This is a genomic window from Amycolatopsis mongoliensis (assembly GCF_030285665.1).
In the GTDB taxonomy this organism is placed as follows: domain Bacteria; phylum Actinomycetota; class Actinomycetes; order Mycobacteriales; family Pseudonocardiaceae; genus Amycolatopsis; species Amycolatopsis mongoliensis.
Window position 1 is genome coordinate 3,828,243 of sequence record NZ_CP127295.1, and the last position, 17,400, is coordinate 3,845,642.

11 protein-coding genes are annotated in these 17,400 nt (G+C 73.5%); 5 read left to right on the plus strand and 6 right to left on the minus strand.

The window, feature by feature from the left end; translation table 11 throughout:
• Nucleotides 1–141 precede the first annotated feature (141 nt).
• Complete coding sequence (locus QRX60_RS18750; protein WP_286002058.1) at nt 142–3,765, minus strand: BTAD domain-containing putative transcriptional regulator; 3,624 nt, start codon at nt 3,763–3,765, stop codon at nt 142–144.
• Between the two features lie 240 nt (nt 3,766–4,005).
• On the minus strand, nt 4,006–7,215 hold the full coding sequence (locus QRX60_RS18755) for a BTAD domain-containing putative transcriptional regulator (protein WP_286002059.1): 3,210 nt from the start codon (nt 7,213–7,215) through the stop codon (nt 4,006–4,008).
• 226 nt (nt 7,216–7,441) lie between these two features.
• On the opposite strand from QRX60_RS18755, the gene QRX60_RS18760 reads away from it, so the two are divergent.
• From QRX60_RS18760 to QRX60_RS18775, 4 genes are all read left to right on the plus strand, one after another.
• Nucleotides 7,442–7,699 carry a WXG100 family type VII secretion target gene (locus QRX60_RS18760; protein ID WP_286002060.1) on the plus strand — a complete coding sequence of 86 codons (258 nt, stop codon included), beginning with the start codon at nt 7,442–7,444 and terminating at the stop codon, nt 7,697–7,699.
• Nucleotides 7,696–7,950 carry a WXG100 family type VII secretion target gene (locus tag QRX60_RS18765; protein WP_286002061.1) on the plus strand — a complete coding sequence of 85 codons (255 nt, stop codon included), beginning with the start codon at nt 7,696–7,698 and terminating at the stop codon, nt 7,948–7,950. The genes QRX60_RS18760 and QRX60_RS18765 overlap by 4 nt, the downstream gene beginning before the upstream one ends.
• 63 nt (nt 7,951–8,013) lie before the next feature.
• Entirely contained in the window at nt 8,014–8,616 is a 603-nt protein-coding gene (locus tag QRX60_RS18770) for a helix-turn-helix transcriptional regulator (RefSeq protein WP_286002062.1), read from the plus strand.
• Between the two features lie 48 nt (nt 8,617–8,664).
• The gene (locus QRX60_RS18775; RefSeq protein WP_286002063.1) at nt 8,665–9,990 is read left to right on the plus strand and encodes an amidase; all 1,326 of its coding nucleotides are present in this window, start codon (nt 8,665–8,667) and stop codon (nt 9,988–9,990) included.
• Nucleotides 9,991–10,418: 428 nt separating this feature from the next.
• Here QRX60_RS18775 and QRX60_RS18780 read toward each other — a convergent pair whose 3' ends face one another.
• From QRX60_RS18780 to QRX60_RS18795, 4 genes are all read right to left on the minus strand, one after another.
• Nucleotides 10,419–11,585, minus strand: a complete 1,167-nt coding sequence (locus QRX60_RS18780) for a coiled-coil domain-containing protein (RefSeq protein WP_286002064.1) — start codon at nt 11,583–11,585, stop codon at nt 10,419–10,421.
• A 116-nt stretch (nt 11,586–11,701) separates the two neighbouring features.
• Nucleotides 11,702–13,696: an SDR family oxidoreductase gene (locus QRX60_RS18785; protein ID WP_286002065.1), complete on the minus strand. Its 1,995-nt coding sequence runs from the start codon at nt 13,694–13,696 to the stop codon at nt 11,702–11,704.
• Between the two features lie 100 nt (nt 13,697–13,796).
• Nucleotides 13,797–14,456, minus strand: a complete 660-nt coding sequence (locus QRX60_RS18790; RefSeq protein WP_286003637.1) for a class F sortase — start codon at nt 14,454–14,456, stop codon at nt 13,797–13,799.
• A gap of 278 nt (nt 14,457–14,734) precedes the next feature.
• Nucleotides 14,735–16,186 carry an MSCRAMM family protein gene (locus tag QRX60_RS18795; RefSeq protein WP_286002066.1) on the minus strand — a complete coding sequence of 484 codons (1,452 nt, stop codon included), beginning with the start codon at nt 16,184–16,186 and terminating at the stop codon, nt 14,735–14,737.
• 320 nt (nt 16,187–16,506) lie between these two features.
• On the opposite strand from QRX60_RS18795, the gene QRX60_RS18800 reads away from it, so the two are divergent.
• On the plus strand, nt 16,507–17,340 hold the full coding sequence (locus QRX60_RS18800; RefSeq protein WP_286002067.1) for a Bax inhibitor-1/YccA family protein: 834 nt from the start codon (nt 16,507–16,509) through the stop codon (nt 17,338–17,340).
• Nucleotides 17,341–17,400 lie beyond the last annotated feature (60 nt).

The following is a 17,400-nucleotide window of genomic DNA, read 5'->3' on the forward strand; positions in this document are numbered from 1 at the left end:
TCACGTGTGTCGACCTCCTGATCACGCGTGTCGACCCTTCCGTGACGTGGGCGCTCCGACCGATCGCCGGCTTTGCGTGCTGGGAAGGCCGACTCGCGTGATTGTGGGGTCGACACGCGTGATCGGAGGGTCGACACGGTGTCAGGGGCGCCGGCGGAAAGCGTCGGCGACGCCCGAGCGTGACGGCGTCTCGAGCTTGCCCAAAAGCCGGGTCACGTGGGCCTGGACCGTCCGGCGCGGCAACGACAGCTCCGCCGCGATGTCCGGGTTCGAGCGGCCCTCCGCGACCAGGGTCGCGATCCGGGCCTCGATCGGCGTCAACGACTCCCAGCCGTGGCCCGGCCGGACCGGCGAGAACAACGCCCCGCGCCGGACGCCCAGCCGCCGCAGCCGCGTCTCCGCCCGGCGCAGGTCCCAGCGCGCACCCAGTGCCGTGTAGATCTCCGCCGCCTCCTCGAAGGCCGCGTGCGCCGCGTCGAGGCTGCCCGCGCGAGCCAGCAGCTCAGCCGCGTCCTCCAACACGGAAGCCAGTTCCGGGCGGCGGCCGACCGCGCGGAAGTGCTCCGCCGTCGCCAGCACCGCCGCCGGGTCCTCCTCGATCAAGCCCCGGCACCACGACACCGCCGCGTGCGCCCGCGCCGGACGCCGCTCCTTCGCCGCCTCTTCCTCGCAGACCGCCAGCGCCCGGCGGGCGCGGACGACGTCGTCCTGCTCCATCGCCAGCCGCACGAACGTCGGGAGCCACTGGTGGCGCAGCATCATCTGCGCGTACGTCGGGTTCAGGATCGGCTCGAGCACGGCCATCGCGCGGGCCCGGTCGCCGCGCTGCTCGGCCGCGAGGGCGTCCGCGACCAGCAGGAAGTCGAAGCTCTCGCGTTCGGCGCCGGTCGCCGGGGCGTACTCCTCCGCCGCGTCGAGGTGGGCCGCCGCCTGGCTGCGGTCGTCGCGGCGGCCCGCGATCAGCGCCGCGACGCCGTGCAGCAGCAGGGCCGCCGGGCCGGGTTCGCGCAGGCCGTAGAACGTGATCGCCGGGCCGTCCTCGGTGACCGTGTCCAGCTCGACCAGCGCCTCGTCCCAGCGGCCTTCCCAGTACCGGTGCACCGCGACGGACACCTGCAACCCCACCGGCATCGAATGCCGGGCCGCGATGTCGCCCGCCGCGCGCAGTGCCGCGTCCGCCTCGGCGAGCCGGTCGAGGTTCTGGAGCGTGAACACGCGGTTGTCGAGCAGGTCGAGGTGCAGGTCGGCCAGCTCGTGCTCGTCGCCGACGGCCTCGATCGCCGCGTCGATGTGCGTGAGCGCGGAGTCGTGCTCGCGGCGCACGGAATCGACCAGCCACAACGACTGCAGCGCGTGCGCCGTCAGGTACCGGTCGCCGTCGGCGAACGACTTGGTCTCGTACGCGGCCTTCTCCGCCGCGTCCAAATCGGACAGGTCGCCGCGGCGGAAGTTGGCCAGCAGCTGCCGGTGCTTGACCCGCCAGAGCTCCGGCACAGCCGGGTCGTCGACCGACGCGGCGAGGGTCGCGACCGCGCCTTCGGTGTCGCCCCGGCGGTGCCGCAGCGCCGCGAGGATGTGCCGCATCTCCTCGGCGGCGTCCGGGTCGGTGGCCACGTCGAGGGCTTGCTGCGCCAGGGACTCCGGGTTGCGTTCCAGCCGGAACAGCACCTTGACCAGCGCCACGAGCAGCACTTCGCGACGCGGCCCGGCACCGGCGGCCAGCGCCCGTTCCAGCAGTTCGACGGCGATCAGCGGCGCCCGGTTGGACACGGCCGCGTGGTGCGCGGCGAGCCAGTCCAGCACCCATTCGTCCACAGTGGCCGGTGCGGCCACCAGTTGCTCGGCGACGCGCTTCACCGGGGCGCCGATCCCGGCGAGCGCCTCCGCCGCCTGCCGGTGCAGCGCCGCCCGCGTCCCGGCGAGCAGCCGGTCGTAGAGCGCTTGGCGCAACAGCGGGTGCCGGAACGCGAGCTGCGTCCCCGTGTCGATGAGGACGTTCGCGGCGACGGCCTCTTCCAGCGGCTCCAGCAGGTCCGACGGCCGGGTGCCGAGCACCGCGGCGATGTCCCCGACGGCGAACTCCATGCCCAGCAGCGCGCCCCAGCGCAGCACCTCCTGGGTCCGGGCGGGCAGGAAGTCGAGCCGCCGGTCGACCGCGGCGACCAGCGAGCGCGGCGCTTCGAACTCCGCCGGGTCGTCGACGTCGGCCTCGCCACCGCTCACCTCGACCGCGCCGGCGCGCAGCAGGACGTCGACCATCTCCTTGACGTACAACGGGTTCCCGGCACCACGAGCGGCCAGCTCGCGCAGCCCCGGCCCGGGTGCCGCGCCGATCTGGTCCTCGATCAGCCGTCCGACGTCTTCACCGGTCAACGGCGCGAGGTCGAACACGACACCGTCGCGGGCCTGGACACCGCGGCGCAGCTGGGCGAGCTCGGCGCGGTCCGGCGCCGGCCGGGTGGCGGCCACCAGCAGCAGCGGCAGCTGCCGGGTCGCCGCGCAGAGGCGGTGCCAGACCAGCACGGACGCCTCGTCCGCCCACTGCAGGTCGTCGACCACCAGCACCTGCGGCGAGCGCGCGCACAGCTCGTCGACCAGGGCCAAGAGGCGGTCGACGGCGCCGAGCACCGGGTCGGCCGGCCCCAGGCCGCGCCGCACCGGGCCCTCGCCGGCGAGCTCCTTGGCCACCTTCGCGCGCCGCGGGTCGGCCGAATGCGCGTCGATCGCCAGGCACTCCAGCATCACCTGCAACGGGAACCGCGTGCTCAGCTCGTCGGCGGCGGCCCAGAGCCGCTGGAACCCGGGACCGTCCGGCAGGGTGCTGGTGAGCAGCTCGGACTTGCCGATCCCGGCTTCGCCCTCGATCCACACGGCCCGGCCGCGCCCGGCCCGGACGTCGGCGACGAGCTCGGCGAGCCTGGTCGTTTCGGCTTCCCGGCCGAAGAGCCGGTGCCCGGCGGTCTCGACCGGCGCCGCGGGCGCGTCGAGAGCCGGGTCCTGGGCGAGGATCTGCTGGTGGAGGCGCTGCAGCGCCGGGCCGGGCTCGACGCCGAGCTCCTCGACGAGGGTGGCACGGGCGTCGCGGAAGACGTCGAGAGCCTCGGCGGGCCGGCCGCTGCGGTAGAGGGCGAGCATGAGTGACTCGCGCAGCGATTCCCGCAGCGGGTGCTCGCCGGCCAGCACCGCCAGCTCCGGCGCGAGGTCGAGGTGGCCGCCGAGGGCCAGCAACGCCTGGGCGCGCCGGTCGAGGGTGTTCAGCCGCAGCTCGGCGAGGTATTCGCGGTGCCGCTCGGCGAACCCGCCGGGCACGCCGGAGAGCGCTTCCCCCTGCCAGAGCGCGAGGGCGGCGTCGAGTTCGGTGACCGCCGCCCGGGGATCACCGCGGTCCAGGTACTGCTGCGCGCGGGCGCGGTGCCGGTCGAAGACGGCGGCGTCGAGCGCGTCTTCGTCGAGCAGCAGGGAGTAGCCCGCCGGGTCCGACACGAGGACGCTGGCGGCCGACCAGCGCGACCGGTCGGGTTCGAGCGCCCGCCGCAGCCCCGAGACGTAGGTGTGGACGCTGCCCTCGACGCTCGCGGGCGCGGAGTCGCCCCAAACACCGGCGATCAGCTCGGCCCGGGGGACCGCGCGGCCGGCGTTGACCGCGAGCACGGCGAAGATGGCGCGCTGACGGGCGGGGCCGAGGCCGATTTCGGCCGCCCCGCGCCAGGCCCGCAGGGGGCCCAGCACGCCCACTCGCAGACTGGTGTCCGCTTCCCCTCGCATGTCCCTGCCGTTCCCTCGGGGGACGAACCCGCCGGGGGTGGGCCCCCAGGACCCCGGCGGACATCTTCGCTGCCGACTACTCCGGCGAGCTTACCGACGTGGCAAGCCCGGATCGGGTTGCCTGCTCACGGGATGGGTTACGACTTTGGGAGGGGTGGGCGCATCGGACGTAGTGAATGACTCATTCCTGTCCTCGGACGACAGGAATGAGTCATTCACTACGTCCGGACTGAGCCGGCTTCACTCCCCGGCGACCGCCCGGGACCGCACCGACCCCGCCGACCCCGCCCGGCGGATCCCGAACGGCTGCATCCGGCTCTCCGCGCGCCGCACGTCCCACGCCGCACCCATGCCGGTGTACGCCGTCAGCGCCGCCCGGAACGCCGTGCGCGCGTCGTCGAGCCGGCCCGTCTCCGCCAGCAGGATCGCCGCGTCCTCGGTCGCCTTGGCCTGCTTCAGCAGCCGGCCCGCCGCCCGGTAGTGGGACACCGCCGTCAGCACCGGTTCCGGATCCCCGGTGACCAGCCCGCGGCAGTGCGCGGCCGCCGCCGCGTGGGCCGGGGGGACCTCGCCCTCCGGGGCCAGCAGGCGCACCGCCTGCTCGGCGCGGCCGGACTCGCCGAGCCCCAGGCTGAGCCGCACCAGGTCGGGCAGCCACTGGTGGCGTGCCGCGGGCGGGTAGTTCTCCTCCAGCAGCGGCAGCAACGCCGTCAGCGCCGCCTCGGGCCGGCCGTCCTGCTCGGCCAGCAGGGCACGGGCCGCCAGCAGGAAGTCGCCGCCGTCGGGCTCGAGCCCCGGCGGCCACTGCTGCCGTCCCGCCGCGTCGAGGTGCGTCCCGGCCAGCACCGGCTGGCCGCGGTGCCCGGCGATCAGCGCGCCGACGCCGTGCACCAGCAACGCCGAACCGGGGCTGCGCAAGACGTACGACGCCGTTTCCGCGCCGTCGCGGATCACCGCGTCCAGCTCCGCCAGCGCCGCGGGCCAGCGGCCCAGCCAGTAGTAGTGCACCGCGCCGGCCAGGTGCATCTCGCCCGGCACCGCGCGCGTCGCGGCGATCCGCCGGGCCGCTTCCAGGGGTTCGGCGGCCTCGTCGAGGCTGTCGAGGGTCGGCACGGACAGCGCCGCGTCGTCCAGCGGGTGCAGCCCGGCCGGCGCCAGGGCCGTCTCTTCGCCGAGCCGCTCCAGCGTGGCCAGCAGCGACTCGTGCCGCCCGCGCCACATCTCCGGGACGTCGGCGTCGTCGAGCGTCCGCTTCAGCTCGGCCGTCGCCTCGGCGAAGTCGCCGCGGCGGTAGTAGACGTAGGCCAGGATCCAGCGCATCTCGGCGGCGCGCCTGCTGTCGGACGTCCGCGCGACGACCGAGCGCGCCTCCGCCTCGGGCTCCCGGCCGAGCCAGAACAGCAGCCGGGCGAGCGTCGCCGTCAGCGTCTCCCGCGCGTCCGGCGGCAGCGTGCCCTGCGTGACGGCGTGGCGCAGCAGGTCGACGGCGACGCGCGGGGTCTCGGTGGCGACCGCGCCGATGTTGTCCAGCAGCCACGTCGTCACCCACGGGTCGACCTGCGCGGGCGCGGCCGCGAGCTGCTCGGCGACGCGGTCGGCGGGGGCCCGCGCGGCGGCGAACGCCTCGGCCAGCTGCCGGTGCAGCGCCACCCGCATCGCCGCGGGCGTCTTTTCGTAGAGCACGCGCCGCAGCAACGAGTGCCGGAACGCCAGCCGGTCGCCCGACTCGACGAGCACCCCGGACGTGATCGCCTCGTCGACCGCGCCGACCAGCGCCGTCGGCGGCCGTTCGGTGGCGACGGCGATGTCCGACAGCGAGAACTCGCGGCCCAGGAGCGCGGCCCAGCGCAGCGTGTCGCGGGTGCCGCTGGAGAGGAAGCTGAGGTAGAGCGTGATCCGCGACCCCAGCGGCGCCGGGATGGTCTGGCACGAGTTGCCGTCGAGGTGCGCGTGGACGCCGTCGAGCACGATCATCGACTGCGCCAGCAGCGTCTCGACGATTTCCCTGACGTAGCGCGGGTTTCCGGACCCGTAGGAGACCAGCGTCCGCAGCCCGGGCCCGGGTGGCGCGCCCACCAGTTCGGTGGCCAGCTCGTGCGTGTCCGCCTCGGTCAGCGGCGGCAGCGCGAGCACGGTGGTGACATCGTTGTCGAACTCGGCCCGCAGGTCGTCGAGCGCGGCCGGTCGCGGTACCGGCCGGCACGCGCCGACCAGCAGCAGCGGCAGCTCCCGCGTCTCCCGGCTCAGGTACCGCCAGACGCGCAGCGTGGTGTCGTCGGCCCAGTGCAGGTCGTCGACCGTGAGCACCAGCGGCGCCTCCGCGCACAGCTCGCGGACCAGCCCGAGCAGGCTGTCGACCGGGTCCTCGCCGGACCGCTCGGCGAGCCGGGCGGCCAGGTTCGCGCGGCGCTCGTCGGTGGCCCGCGGGTGCACGCCCAGCGCGTCGAGCAGCGGCCGCAGGGCGAACCGCTGGTCCAGCGCGTCCGCCGCCGCGAAGGCGGGCCTGAAGTCCTGGGCCATGGCCAGCAGCTCGGCCAGCAGCGCCGTCCGGCCGCTGCCCGGTTCGCCTTCGAGCCACAGCGAACGCCCGGTGCCCGCACCGAGCTCGGCGACGGCTTCGCGCAGCCGGGCCAGCTCGGCCTCCCGGCCGACGAAGACGTCGGCGCGCTCCGGCATCGTCGTGACGGGCGACCGCGGCACGCGCACGGCCGGCGCCGGTTTCGGCGCCGGCTTTTCCCGCAGCTCGTCGTGCAGCCGCCGCAGCGCGGGACCCGGCTCGGTGCCCGAGGACTCGACGAGCCGGTCGCGGATGTCGGCGTAGACCGCGATGGCCTCGGTCCGCCGGTCGGAGCGGGCCAACGCGCGCATGAGCAGGCCGCGCAGCGTCTCGCGGAAGGGGTGTTCGCGGGTCAGCGCGGTCAGCTCGGCGACGAGCTCGGCGTGCCCGCCCGACTCCAGCACGATCTCGGCGCGACGCTCGATCGTCGCCAGCCGCACCTCGGCCAGCCGCGCGCGCTGGGCGGCGGCGAACGGCCCGGGCAGGCCCGAGAGCGGGACGCCGTGCCAGAGGTCGAGGGCTTCGTCGAGGACTTCGCGTGCACCGCGCAGGTCGCCGGCCGACTGCTTGCGCTGGGCCAGTTCCCGCAGGGCTTCGAACCGGTGGACGTCGATCGCGCCGGCGTCCAGGCGCAGCGAATAGCCGGACCCGATCGACGCGAGCAGCTGCGGGCCCTCGCCCTTGGCGCGGCCGGGCTCGAGTGCGCGCCGCAGGCCGGAGACGTAGGTGTAGATGGAACCCTGCGCGCTCTGCGGCGGCGCCTCGCCCCAGACGGCGTCGATCAGCTCCTCGCGCGAGACCGTGCGGTTCGGGCTCATCGCCAGTGCGGCGAGAACCGTCCGACGGTGCGCGGAGCCGAGGTCGAGCTCCGTTTCCCCTTGCCAGGCTTTCACCGGGCCGAGCATTTGGAGTCTCGGTGCGGATCCGTCCGCAGCCGACATCGATCTCCCTTCGTGCGCTGACGAACCGTCACGCGCCGGATGCCTGACGTGAGCATACGCGGCCGCCGTGAACCGGCAGGCAAGGATGGCGGACATTCGGGCAACGGCGGACGAGCGGGGTTCCGCCGGGCCGCGGCGTGCGCGACGCTCGGGTCGCCGAGACCTCGAGGAGCCCGAAATGGCCACAGCCGAGCCGACGGAGGACATGAAGCGGGCCGCCGTCCACTTCGCGTACGCCATCGAGGCGGCCGGCGCGCACCTGCGCGACGTCAACAGCGAGATGGCGATGGTGCAGGCGTCGTGGCGTGGCGAAGCGTCGGTGAAGTTCGGCCAGGCGATGAGCGACTGGGAGCAGGAGTTCGACGTGATCCTCTCGCGGCTGGTCCGGCTGCTCGCGACGACCGGCGGCGGCGTGCCACGGCAGCGGCGGTCATGACGCGCCACGAGCTCGACTTCGGCTTCGCCGACCTGGTGCTCGACCGGATGGGGGCGATCACCGGCGAGCTGGGCGGCCTGCTCGCCGAGCTGGAGTCCACTGTGGAGCCGGAGCTGGCCGGCTGGACCGGCGAGGCGCGGGAGGAGTACCTGCGCGCGAAGCGCGAGTGGGGGCGGGCGGCCGAGCGGATGCCGGCGTGCCTGGAACGGGCGCGGGAGGCGTTCGGCGAGCTGGCCCGCGGCGTCCGGTGACTTCTTCACACGCGTGAAGACGGAATAGGGAAGGCGTGAAGACCGGCCGTCCACACTGCCTCCATGAAGCCCGTCGAAGTGACCGTCCTCGCCTCGGACCCGATCACGTACGCCGGCGCGGTGAGCCTCCTGGAGTCCCATCCGGACGTCCGGGTCACCGACCTCGTGCCCGACGTGCTGCTCGTGATGGAAGACCACGTCACCGAGGCGGTGCTGGGCGAGGTCCGCGCGGCGAAGGCGTCGCACGTCGTGCTGGTGGTCGAGCACTTCCGCGAGAGCGACCTGATGTCGGTGCTGGAGAGCGGCGTCGTGGCGATCCTGCCGCGCCGCGAGACGGGCGGCGCCGAGCTGGTGACGGCGGTGCTCGCCGCGGGCGACGGCACGGCGAACCTGCCGCCGCGGCTGCAGGGGGCGCTGCTTTCGCAGGTCCAGCGGATGCGCAAGGACGTCCTGGAGCCGAACGGGCTGACGCTGTCGGGGCTCGCCGCCCGTGAGTGCGACGTGCTGCGGCTGGTCGCCGAGGGCTTCGGGACCGAGGAGATCGCCGCGAAGCTGTGCTACTCGGAGCGGACGGTGAAGAACGTCCTCTACGGCCTGATGACGCGCTGCGGCCTCAACAACCGCGCCCACGCCGTCGCCTACGCGCTGCGGGCGGGCGCAATCTGAGACGTTTTCTTTGCCACTGTCACCTTTTGGTCGGCTAGGGTCGCGATCATGGTGCTGACGGCAGTGGAGATCGCGGCTTCCGTCCGGGCCGGGGACCTCGACCCGGTGCAGGTGACGAAGGAAGCCCTCGACCGGATCGCCGCGGCGGACGGCGTCGTCGGCGCGTTCCGCCGGGTGCGCGCCGAAGAGGCGCTCGCGGAGGCCGCCGCGGTGGCCGCGCGGCCCGACCTCGCGTCGCTGCCGCTGGCCGGGGTGCCCGTCGCGGTCAAGGACGTCACGGAGATCGCGGGCGAGTACGCGTCGCACGGTTCGCTGGCCGGGCCGACGTCGCCGGCCGGCGAGGACGGCGTGATCGCCACGCGGCTGCGGGCGGCCGGCGCGGTGCTCGTCGGGCTCACGCGGGTGCCGGAGCTGTGCGTCTGGCCGATGAGCGACACCCCGGACGGCATCGCCCGCAACCCGTGGGACCCGACGTACGCCTCGGGCGGGTCGTCCGGCGGCAGCGCGGCGGCGGTGGCGGCCGGGCTGGTCCCGCTGGCGCACGGCACCGACGGCATGGGCTCGGTCCGGCTGCCGGCGGCGATGTGCGGGCTGGTCGGGCTGAAGCCGGGCGCGGACCTGCTCGCCGAGGGCGGCTGGTTCGGCATGTCGGTGCACGGCCCGCTGGCCACCACGGTCGCCGACGCGGCCCTGCTGGTCTCGGTGCTGGCCGCTTCCCCTGCTTTGAGCGTCGTTTCGCCGCCGCCGGTGTCGCGGATCGGGATGTCGACGACGGTGCCGCTGCTGCACACGCCGGTGCCCCGCGAGCTGGTCGCGGCGGTCTCCCAGGCGGCGGGGCTGCTGGCGTCGGCCGGCCACGAGGTTTCGCCGTCGGCACCGCGGTACCCGGCGTCGATGGTCCTGGGCATGACGGCCCGCTGGTGCGCGGGCCCGGCCGAGCAGGCTCGCGACTTCGACTTCGCCCGGTTCCAGCGGCGAACGCGCACGCACGTGCGGGTGGGCCGGGTTCTTTCGCGAGCGGGCCTGATCCGCTCGCGCACGCGGGATCGATGGGTCTTGCGGGCCTCGGAGTACTTCGAGTCGCACGACGTCTTGATGACGCCCACGCTGTCGCACTGGCCGGTGAAGGCGGGCCGCTGGCACGAGCGCCGGTGGCTGGCGAACGTCCTGCCGTCGACGCGCCTGGCCGGGTTCACGGGCCAGTGGAACCTGGCGGGCTACCCGGCGATCACGGTCCCGGTGGGGCGGTCGGCCCGGTCGGGCCTGCCGACGTCGGTCCAGCTGGTGGCGAAGCCGGGCGGGGAGTCACTGCTGCTGGGCCTGGCGGCCCAGCTGGAGTCAGCGAACCCCTGGCCCCGCACAGCCCGAGGCTGAAGCGCCCCAATGTGGCGTTCGGTGCGTGGGGCGCACCGAACGCCACATTGGGTGCGTCAGACGCACCCAACGCCACATTGGGGCGCTTGCCTGGCTCTGTGGACAAGTCGCGCGGAGGCTCCGGAACTGTCGGTGGCCGCCGGTAGCGTGGAAAACGGGGGCTGCTCAGCGCGGATATGCGGGTGCTGCTTGGCCCGCGCGCGAGGGCTGGTCAGCCTGGGCCCGCGGGGCTGCTTGGCCGAGCGCGCGGGGGCTGCTCGGCCGGGCATGTGGGGGCGCTCAGCGCGGACATGCCGGGCCGCTCACTCCGGGCATGCGGGCTGAGCAGCGCGGATACGCGGGGGCTGCTCAGTCAGGCGCGGGGCTGCTTGGCCCGGGTACGCCGAAGGCCGCCTCGAACGTTCGAGGCGGCCTTCCGCGGGAAGTGCTCAGGAACCCGGCTTGCTCGCCGCCGGCGACAGCGGCTTGGCGCCGTTGCCGTTCCCGTTGGCCGGCTTGGTCGCCGGGCCGTTCGGCTTCGCGGGCGCGTTCCCCGGCTTCGCCACCGGCTTGGGGGCCGGCGCGGCCGCGGCCTTCACCGCGGGCTTCGCCGATGCCGGGATCGACGGCTGGACCACCGGCACGACCGGGGCCGAAGGCGTCGTCGCGGACTCGGACGAGTCGCCGCCCACCAGCTTGGACGCCTGGGGGATCACCGCTTCCTCCGGCAGCGTCGCCAGCTGCGTCTCGCTGCGGTTGAGGATGTCCTCCGCCGCCGCCAGGCTCTTGCGCGCCTGCTCGCGGATCTCCGCCAGCCGCTCGACCTTGCGGTTCGCCGCCGTCGTGCGCTGGGCCGCCTGGGTCGTCGCCTCGTCGAGGCGGCGGCGGGCCTCCGCCGTGGCTTCGTCGAGCCGCCGCTTGGCCTCCGCCGTCGCCTCCGCGAGCCGGCGCTCGGCCTGGTTCTTGCTCGCCGTGCGCTGGTCGGCGACGTGCTTCTCCAGCGCCGCCTTCTGGGCCGCCTGGGACGCCTCGAACTCACGCTCGAGCTTCCGCCGCTTCCGCTCGGCCTCGTTGTCCAGCAGCTCGCGCCGCTGGGCCGCCTCGACGGTCAGCCGCTGCACCTCGGCGCGCGTCTCGGCGAGCGCGTTCTCGTGCTCCGAGTGCAGCAGGTCGGCCTGCTTGTCCAGCTCCGCGACCAGCTTCGTGTACCGCTCACGCAGCTTCGTCGACGCCTCGGTCGAGCCCGCCCACGTCTTCTCCGCGGCGGCTTCGGCACGCTTGATGATCTCGTCCGCGCGGGCCTGCGCGAGCGTGACCGTCCGCTGCATCCGCTCGTCGAGGTCCTCGAGCCGCTCCGGCGGCTTCTTCAGCTCCTCGACGCGCGCTTCCAGCGAAGCCACTTGCGACCGGATCGACTCGGCCTCGCGGGTCGCGGCGGCGGCCTGCGCCACCGCGGCGTCGCGTTCGCTCAGCACGCGGCGCAGCTGGGCCTCGACGTGGTCGAGGTACTGCCGGACTTCGTTGCGGTCGAAGCCGTGCCAGGCCTGCGTGTATTCACGACGAAGGGGGAGGAGGCCGTTGAGGGCGGTTGCGGCGGGGTCGCGCTCAGGAACCATGCGCCCGACCGTACCCGGGCACCGTCCGCTTACGCCGGTCGGCTTAACAAATCACCAACACGTGTCGCGGTCCTGGCGGCGCGTCGCCGGAATGGCCGCACCCGAGAAACGCAGCGTCACCAGTGGAACCCGCGCGAAAGCCGGGCCAGCGCCATCGCCGCGCGCGAGAGGTGTTTCTCGCCACGCCCGATCTTGAGCTCGCCCGAACCGCCCGCCGCGGTCGAATCCGGGAAGATCCGGAACCCCTGGTACGCGATCGCGTCGGTGAGGCCCGGCGTGAGCGTGTAGGCCAGCCCGATCGCCTGCCCGGCCGGGGTGCCGATGTGCTTCGGCCGCTCGACCAGCGCCTTCATCACCATGTCCGCGGCCTGCTCCGGCGACTTCGTCGGGAACGCGTCGTAGATCTTCGTCGGGCGGATCATCGGCGTGCGCACCAGCGGCATGTGGATGGTGGTGAACGTGATCCCGTCGCCGTGCGTCTCGGTCGCCGCGATCCGCGAGAAGTAGTCCAGCGCCGCCTTCGACGCCGCGTACGCCGAGAAGCGCGGCGCGATGCCCTGGACGCCGATCGAGGACACGTTCACGATGTGCCCGAACTTCCGCTCCGACATGTGCGGCAGCACCGCGAGGATCAGCCGGACCGCGCCGAAGTAGTTGATCGCCATCGCGCGCTCGTAGTCGTGCATCCGGTCGTAGGACAGCTTGATCGAGCGGCGGATCGACCGCCCGGCGTTGTTCACCAGCATGTCGATCCGGCCGTGCTCGGCCATTATCGCGTCGACGGCCTTGTGCACCGAGTCCTCGTCGGTGAGGTCGGCCGGGTACACCGACGCCGTGCCGCCGGCGGCGACGATCTCGTCGCGGACCTCTTCGAGCTCGTGCTGGCGGCGCGCGACGAGCAGCGGGACGCCGCCCGCCGCTGCGACTTTGAGCGCCGTCGCGCGGCCGATGCCCGACGACGCGCCGGTGATGATCACGCGGCGGCCGTCCAGCTCGCCGCGCGGGCCGTGCTTGCGCGCGCGGAAGGGGTCGAGGTGCTCGCGCCAGTAGCGCCAGAGCGTCGGCGCGTACTCCTCCAGCCGTGGGACCTCGACCGTGCCGGCGAGCGCCTTGCGCGTCTCGGCGGAGGAGAACACCGACGGGAACGCCATGGTCTCCAGCAGCACCGGCGGGATGCCGAACCGTTCCATCACGGCGTCGCGGGCGATGGTGACGCCGGGGATGTGCTCGGTCAGCTTGACCAGCCCGACGATCCGCTTGGAGAGGCCTTCGCCGAGCTGCGCGGTGATCGTCGGCGCGCCCGCGGCCTTCGCGAAGGCGTTGTACACCGACACGACCGGCTGCGGCTCGGGGTTGACCAGGTGGAAGGCGTGGCCGTCGAGCCCGGGCTTGACGACCAGCTCCAGCAGCGCCTTGGCGACGTAGTCGACCGGCACGATGTTGGTGTCGCCGAGGTCCGGCCCGACGAGCGGGAGCACGTCCGGCAGCCCGGCAAGCCTGCTGATCGCGGGGAAGAGGTAGTACGGGCCGTCGATCTTGTCCATCTCGCCGGTCTCGGAGTGCCCGACGACGACGGCCGGCCGGTACACCCGCCACGGCACCTCGTCCTGCTCGCGGACGATCTTCTCGGCCTCGAACTTGGTCCGGTGGTACGGCGTGACCAGCCGCTGCCCGGCGTCGAACATCTCCTCGGTGAAGACGCCTTCGTGGTCGCCCGCGACGGCCACCGACGACACGTGGTGCAGGCAGCCGGCGCGCAGGTCGGCGGCGAGGCCGACGACGGCGCGCGTGCCGTCCACGTTCGCCTTGATGCTGGCTTCGTCGTCGGCGGTGAGGTCGTAGAGCGCGGCCAGGTGCACGATGTGGTCGACGCTGCCGCGCAGCTCGTCGCGGTCGGCTTCGGACACGCCCAGCAGCGGCTCGCCGAGGTCGCCGGTGATGAGCGTGACGCGGTCGGAGTGCGGCCACTGGTCGACCAGCGCGGCCAGCTTCTGCCGCGAGGAGGCGCGCACGATCAGCGCGACGCGGTCGTCGTCGGGACGGGAGAGCAGCAGCCGGGTGAACTGGCGCCCGATCAGTCCGGTCGCCCCGGTCACCAAGAACGTCGCCATCGTCTTCTCACCTCTCGCCGCCTCGCCTGACCCTGGGCATTCTGCTGCATACGGGCCTCACTGACCACCTTCCCGCGACGTGAAGTTACTCACGGGTAACTTATTCGGGGTCCGCGATGACGACGCGGTTCTCCTCGTAGCCGTCCGAGCCGCCCACCCAGCGGCCCCCGCACGTCACCAGCACGACGCGGTGCGGGCCGGACTGGCCGAACAGGTCGTCGGCCCGCGCGGGCAGGTCGTCCTTGTGCACCGTGACCAGCTGGGAGATCCGGAAGCGCCAGGCCTTGCCGGTACTGTCCACAATGGTCACCAAGCCGCCGATCCCCGCCGTCCAGAGCTCGGCGAACGGCCCGGTGGCGCCCCGCCAGTTGACGTGCCCGGCGAAGACGCTCGCCCCGCCGGCGGCGTCCAGTTCGGCGCCCCACCAGGTCGCTTGGCCGAGATCGTTCGGGATCGGCAGCTCGCCGCCGGGGCCGAGGTCCTTGCGCACCAGTGCGGCGGTGCCGCCGGCGGGCAGCCGGACGGTGCCCGGTTTCTGCTGCGGCGGTGGTGGCGGTGCCGACGTCCGGGCGGCCGGTGCCGCGGCAGTGGCGCTCGTCGGCGGCGGTGCGGGAGTGGACGGCCGGGCTGCCGCGGCGGCGGACCCCGCGGCGGGCAGCGCCGTGCCGGCCACGACGGCGACCGGCGGCGAGGTGACGACCGTGCTGCCGAACTGCACTGCGAGCACCGTGGCCGCGCCGAGAGCGAAGCCGGCGATCAGCCGGCCGCGGCCGGCTTTCGGTGCGGTCCGGGTTCGGCCGCCGCTGCTTCGCCGGCTGCCGCGCGCCGCCCAGGTGTCGGTCTCCTGCCAGTCGTCGCCGGTTGGCCAGCCGGCGCGGGCTTGCCAGGTGTCGCCGCTCTGCGGGTTGTCGCGCTGCCGGCTGTCGCCGGTTGGCCGGTCACCGCGGGCTTGCCAGGTCTCGCCGCTCCGCGGGTTGTCGCGCTGCCAGTCGTCGACGAACCAGCTGTCGTCCTGCCAGTCGTTGCCTGCCATCCGGGCTACCTGCGCGAGGCGCGCCGCGCGGCGAAGCCGGCCAGTCCGGCGCCCAGCAGCACCAGCAGGCCGAGCCCGGCCAGGCCCGGCACCGAATAGCTCGTCTCGACCGCGCCCCGCGCCTGCGCGACCGGGGCGTCGCCGGCCGGGATCGCGCGGGGCACCTCGTTCGGCTTGTTCGCCACGGTCAGGGCGAGCGTCTCGCCGGGCTGCACCGTGCCGCACGCCGACGGCGGATCCTTCGGGTCGTAAGCGTTCGTGTAGCCCGGCGGCGGGCCGGCCTCCACGACGCAGATCTCCTGCGGCGCGCGGAGGTTCTCGACCGTCACGCCGCCGGTCGCGCCGTCCGTGGTGACGACCGCGGGCTTGCCGTCGGCACCGTTGAGCGGCTTGCCGTCCTGGCCCAGCGCCGCCGACGTCTTGTCCTTGCCGGTGATCCGCAGGACCGCACCGCCGACGCCCTTGCCCGTGTTCGCGTCGGTCTTCGTCACCTGCACCTTGCCGGGCTTGGCGACGTTCACGACGCCCTCGGCCGTCAGCTCCTTCTCGCCGCCGGTGGACACGACGCGCTGTTTCGCGGTGTCGACCGGCGCCCGCACGTACGGCCGGTCGGCCGGCGCGGACAGCGATGCCAGCAGCTTCGGCTGTTCGCCCGTGGGGGTCAGCTTCACCTGCACCGTGCCGTCGGCGTCCGTCTTGAGCGTGACGTCCTTCGCGGCGGCCTGCGGGCTCGCGTTCCCCGCGGTGACGGCGGCGTCCTCGCCGATCGCCGCGCCGGTCGCCGTCAGCTTCACGGGGACGTCCGGGACGCCCTTGCCCTTGGCGTTCTTGACGGTGACCGTCCACGCGGCGGGTTCGCCGAGGTGCTGGTCGCCTTCGGGGGTGGTCACCGACGCCGTCCACGGGCCGCGGTTGGCTTCCGCCTCGGTCTTCAGCTTCTCGACGGCGGCCCGGGCGCCGGCGGGCAGGCCGTCCAGGTGGAACTGCGCGTTGTAGGCGAGCTTCGCGGCGGGCAGCGACGCGTCGAGGTCGGCGGGCGTGCGCGGCGCCGAGGTCCAGGAGTGCAGCAGGTGCGCGAGCGCCGCGGCCTCGTCCGGCTGCTTCGTGTCGCCGTAGCGCAGCAGCAGGTACGAGATGTTCGCGGCCTGGTCGGCCGGGAGCTTCGTGCCCCACTTCGTGAGCAGCTCGTCGCCGGGCCGGTAGACCTCGTCGGTGTCCGGTGCCTTCAGCTGGAAGCTCACGCAGAAGACCTGCTCGCCGCCGACGATGTAGGACCCCAGCCAGTTCCGGGGGCCGGTGCCGTCCTGGCCCGGCTCGACCGCGTGGCCGATGCCTTCCTGCGTGGCGGCGGCGGCCACGGGGGCGCCGACGGTCGCGGAGACCCCGCCGAGCAGGGCCGCGGCGACCAGGCCGGTGAGCGCGCGACGAGCCGCGCGCGGGCGTGTTGACCACCTCATGGTGTGTAGGCTCCTTCGTCGGACGCGCGGCGACGGCAGATGCGTCTCCGCAGGTCACACGATTGATCAACTCCCCGACGCGCGTACGGTGAACGACCGGGCACGCCAAGTGAGCGTCGCGCCGAGGGGGCCGGACTGTCTACCGCCCTTCGGGTGGCGGTCGGCGAAAGGTCGTGATCTCGGTCGCATACCGTGTCTGCCGTGGCCACGGGCCTGCCGTCGAGTAAAGTCGTCTTTACTCGACGGGAACCGCACGAACCCGGCGGTCGTTGAACCCGATGCAGCGTCGATCCACGAAGCAGCAGATCCAGGAGGATCAGGTGCGTTCCAGTAGCAACCCGGCGTTCCGCAACCTGCCCCGCGGCGGAACCCAGACTTACGGGCAGTACGGGCCCCCGGTGGGCTTCAACCAGACTCAGGGCGGCGTGCCCGGATACGGCCCCGGGCAGGTCACCTCCGGCGAGGACGACCGGCCGATGACCGTCGACGACGTCGTCGTCAAGACCGGCATGAGCCTGGGCGTCGCGCTGCTCGTCGGGATCGTCACCGCGATCTGGGCCCAGAGCCAGCTGGCCGAGACCGGCCGGCTCCCCGGTGCCCTGATCGGCGCGATGATCGGCGGCCTGATCGTCGGGCTCGTCATCTCGCTGGTGATCATCTTCCGCCAGAAGCCGAGCGGCCCGCTGACGCTGGTCTACTCGGCCGCCGAAGGCCTGTTCCTCGGCGCGCTGAGCGGCGTGTTCGAGGTGATCTACCCGGGTATCGCGCTGCAGGCGATCGTCGGCACCGTGGGTGTCTTCATCGGCATGCTGGTGGTCTACAAGACCGGCGCGGTCAAGGTGACGCCGAAGCTGACCAAGTGGATCGTCGGGGCCGTCGTCGGCGTCGCGATCCTGATGCTGTTCAACCTGATCAGCTCGCTGGCCTTCGGCTTCAACCCGCTGCGCGACGGCAGCCCGCTCGCCATCGCCTTCAGCATCCTCTGCATCGGGATCGCGGCGTTCAGCTTCCTGCTCGACTTCGACCAGGCCGACCGGATGATCCGCGAGGGCATGCCGTCGAAGTGGGCCTGGTACACCGCGTTCGGCCTGATGACGACGCTGGTCTGGCTGTACCTGGAGATCCTCCGGCTGCTGTCCTACCTTCGTGAGTAACCTGGCTCACAATTTCGCAGTGAAGGCGCTCCGTAACCAACGGGGCGCCTTTTCTGTACG

Coding starts and splice junctions, on each gene's coding strand:
- QRX60_RS18770 (WP_286002062.1), top strand. CDS start 8,014: ATGAAGCCCGTCGAAGTGACCGTCCTCGCCTCGGACCCGATCACGTAC.
- QRX60_RS18760 (WP_286002060.1), top strand. CDS start 7,442: ATGGCCACAGCCGAGCCGACGGAGGACATGAAGCGGGCCGCCGTCCAC.
- QRX60_RS18765 (WP_286002061.1), top strand. CDS start 7,696: ATGACGCGCCACGAGCTCGACTTCGGCTTCGCCGACCTGGTGCTCGAC.
- QRX60_RS18785 (WP_286002065.1), bottom strand. CDS start 13,696: ATGGCGACGTTCTTGGTGACCGGGGCGACCGGACTGATCGGGCGCCAG.
- QRX60_RS18775 (WP_286002063.1), top strand. CDS start 8,665: ATGGTGCTGACGGCAGTGGAGATCGCGGCTTCCGTCCGGGCCGGGGAC.
- QRX60_RS18795 (WP_286002066.1), bottom strand. CDS start 16,186: ATGAGGTGGTCAACACGCCCGCGCGCGGCTCGTCGCGCGCTCACCGGC.
- QRX60_RS18780 (WP_286002064.1), bottom strand. CDS start 11,585: ATGGTTCCTGAGCGCGACCCCGCCGCAACCGCCCTCAACGGCCTCCTC.
- QRX60_RS18750 (WP_286002058.1), bottom strand. CDS start 3,765: ATGCGAGGGGAAGCGGACACCAGTCTGCGAGTGGGCGTGCTGGGCCCC.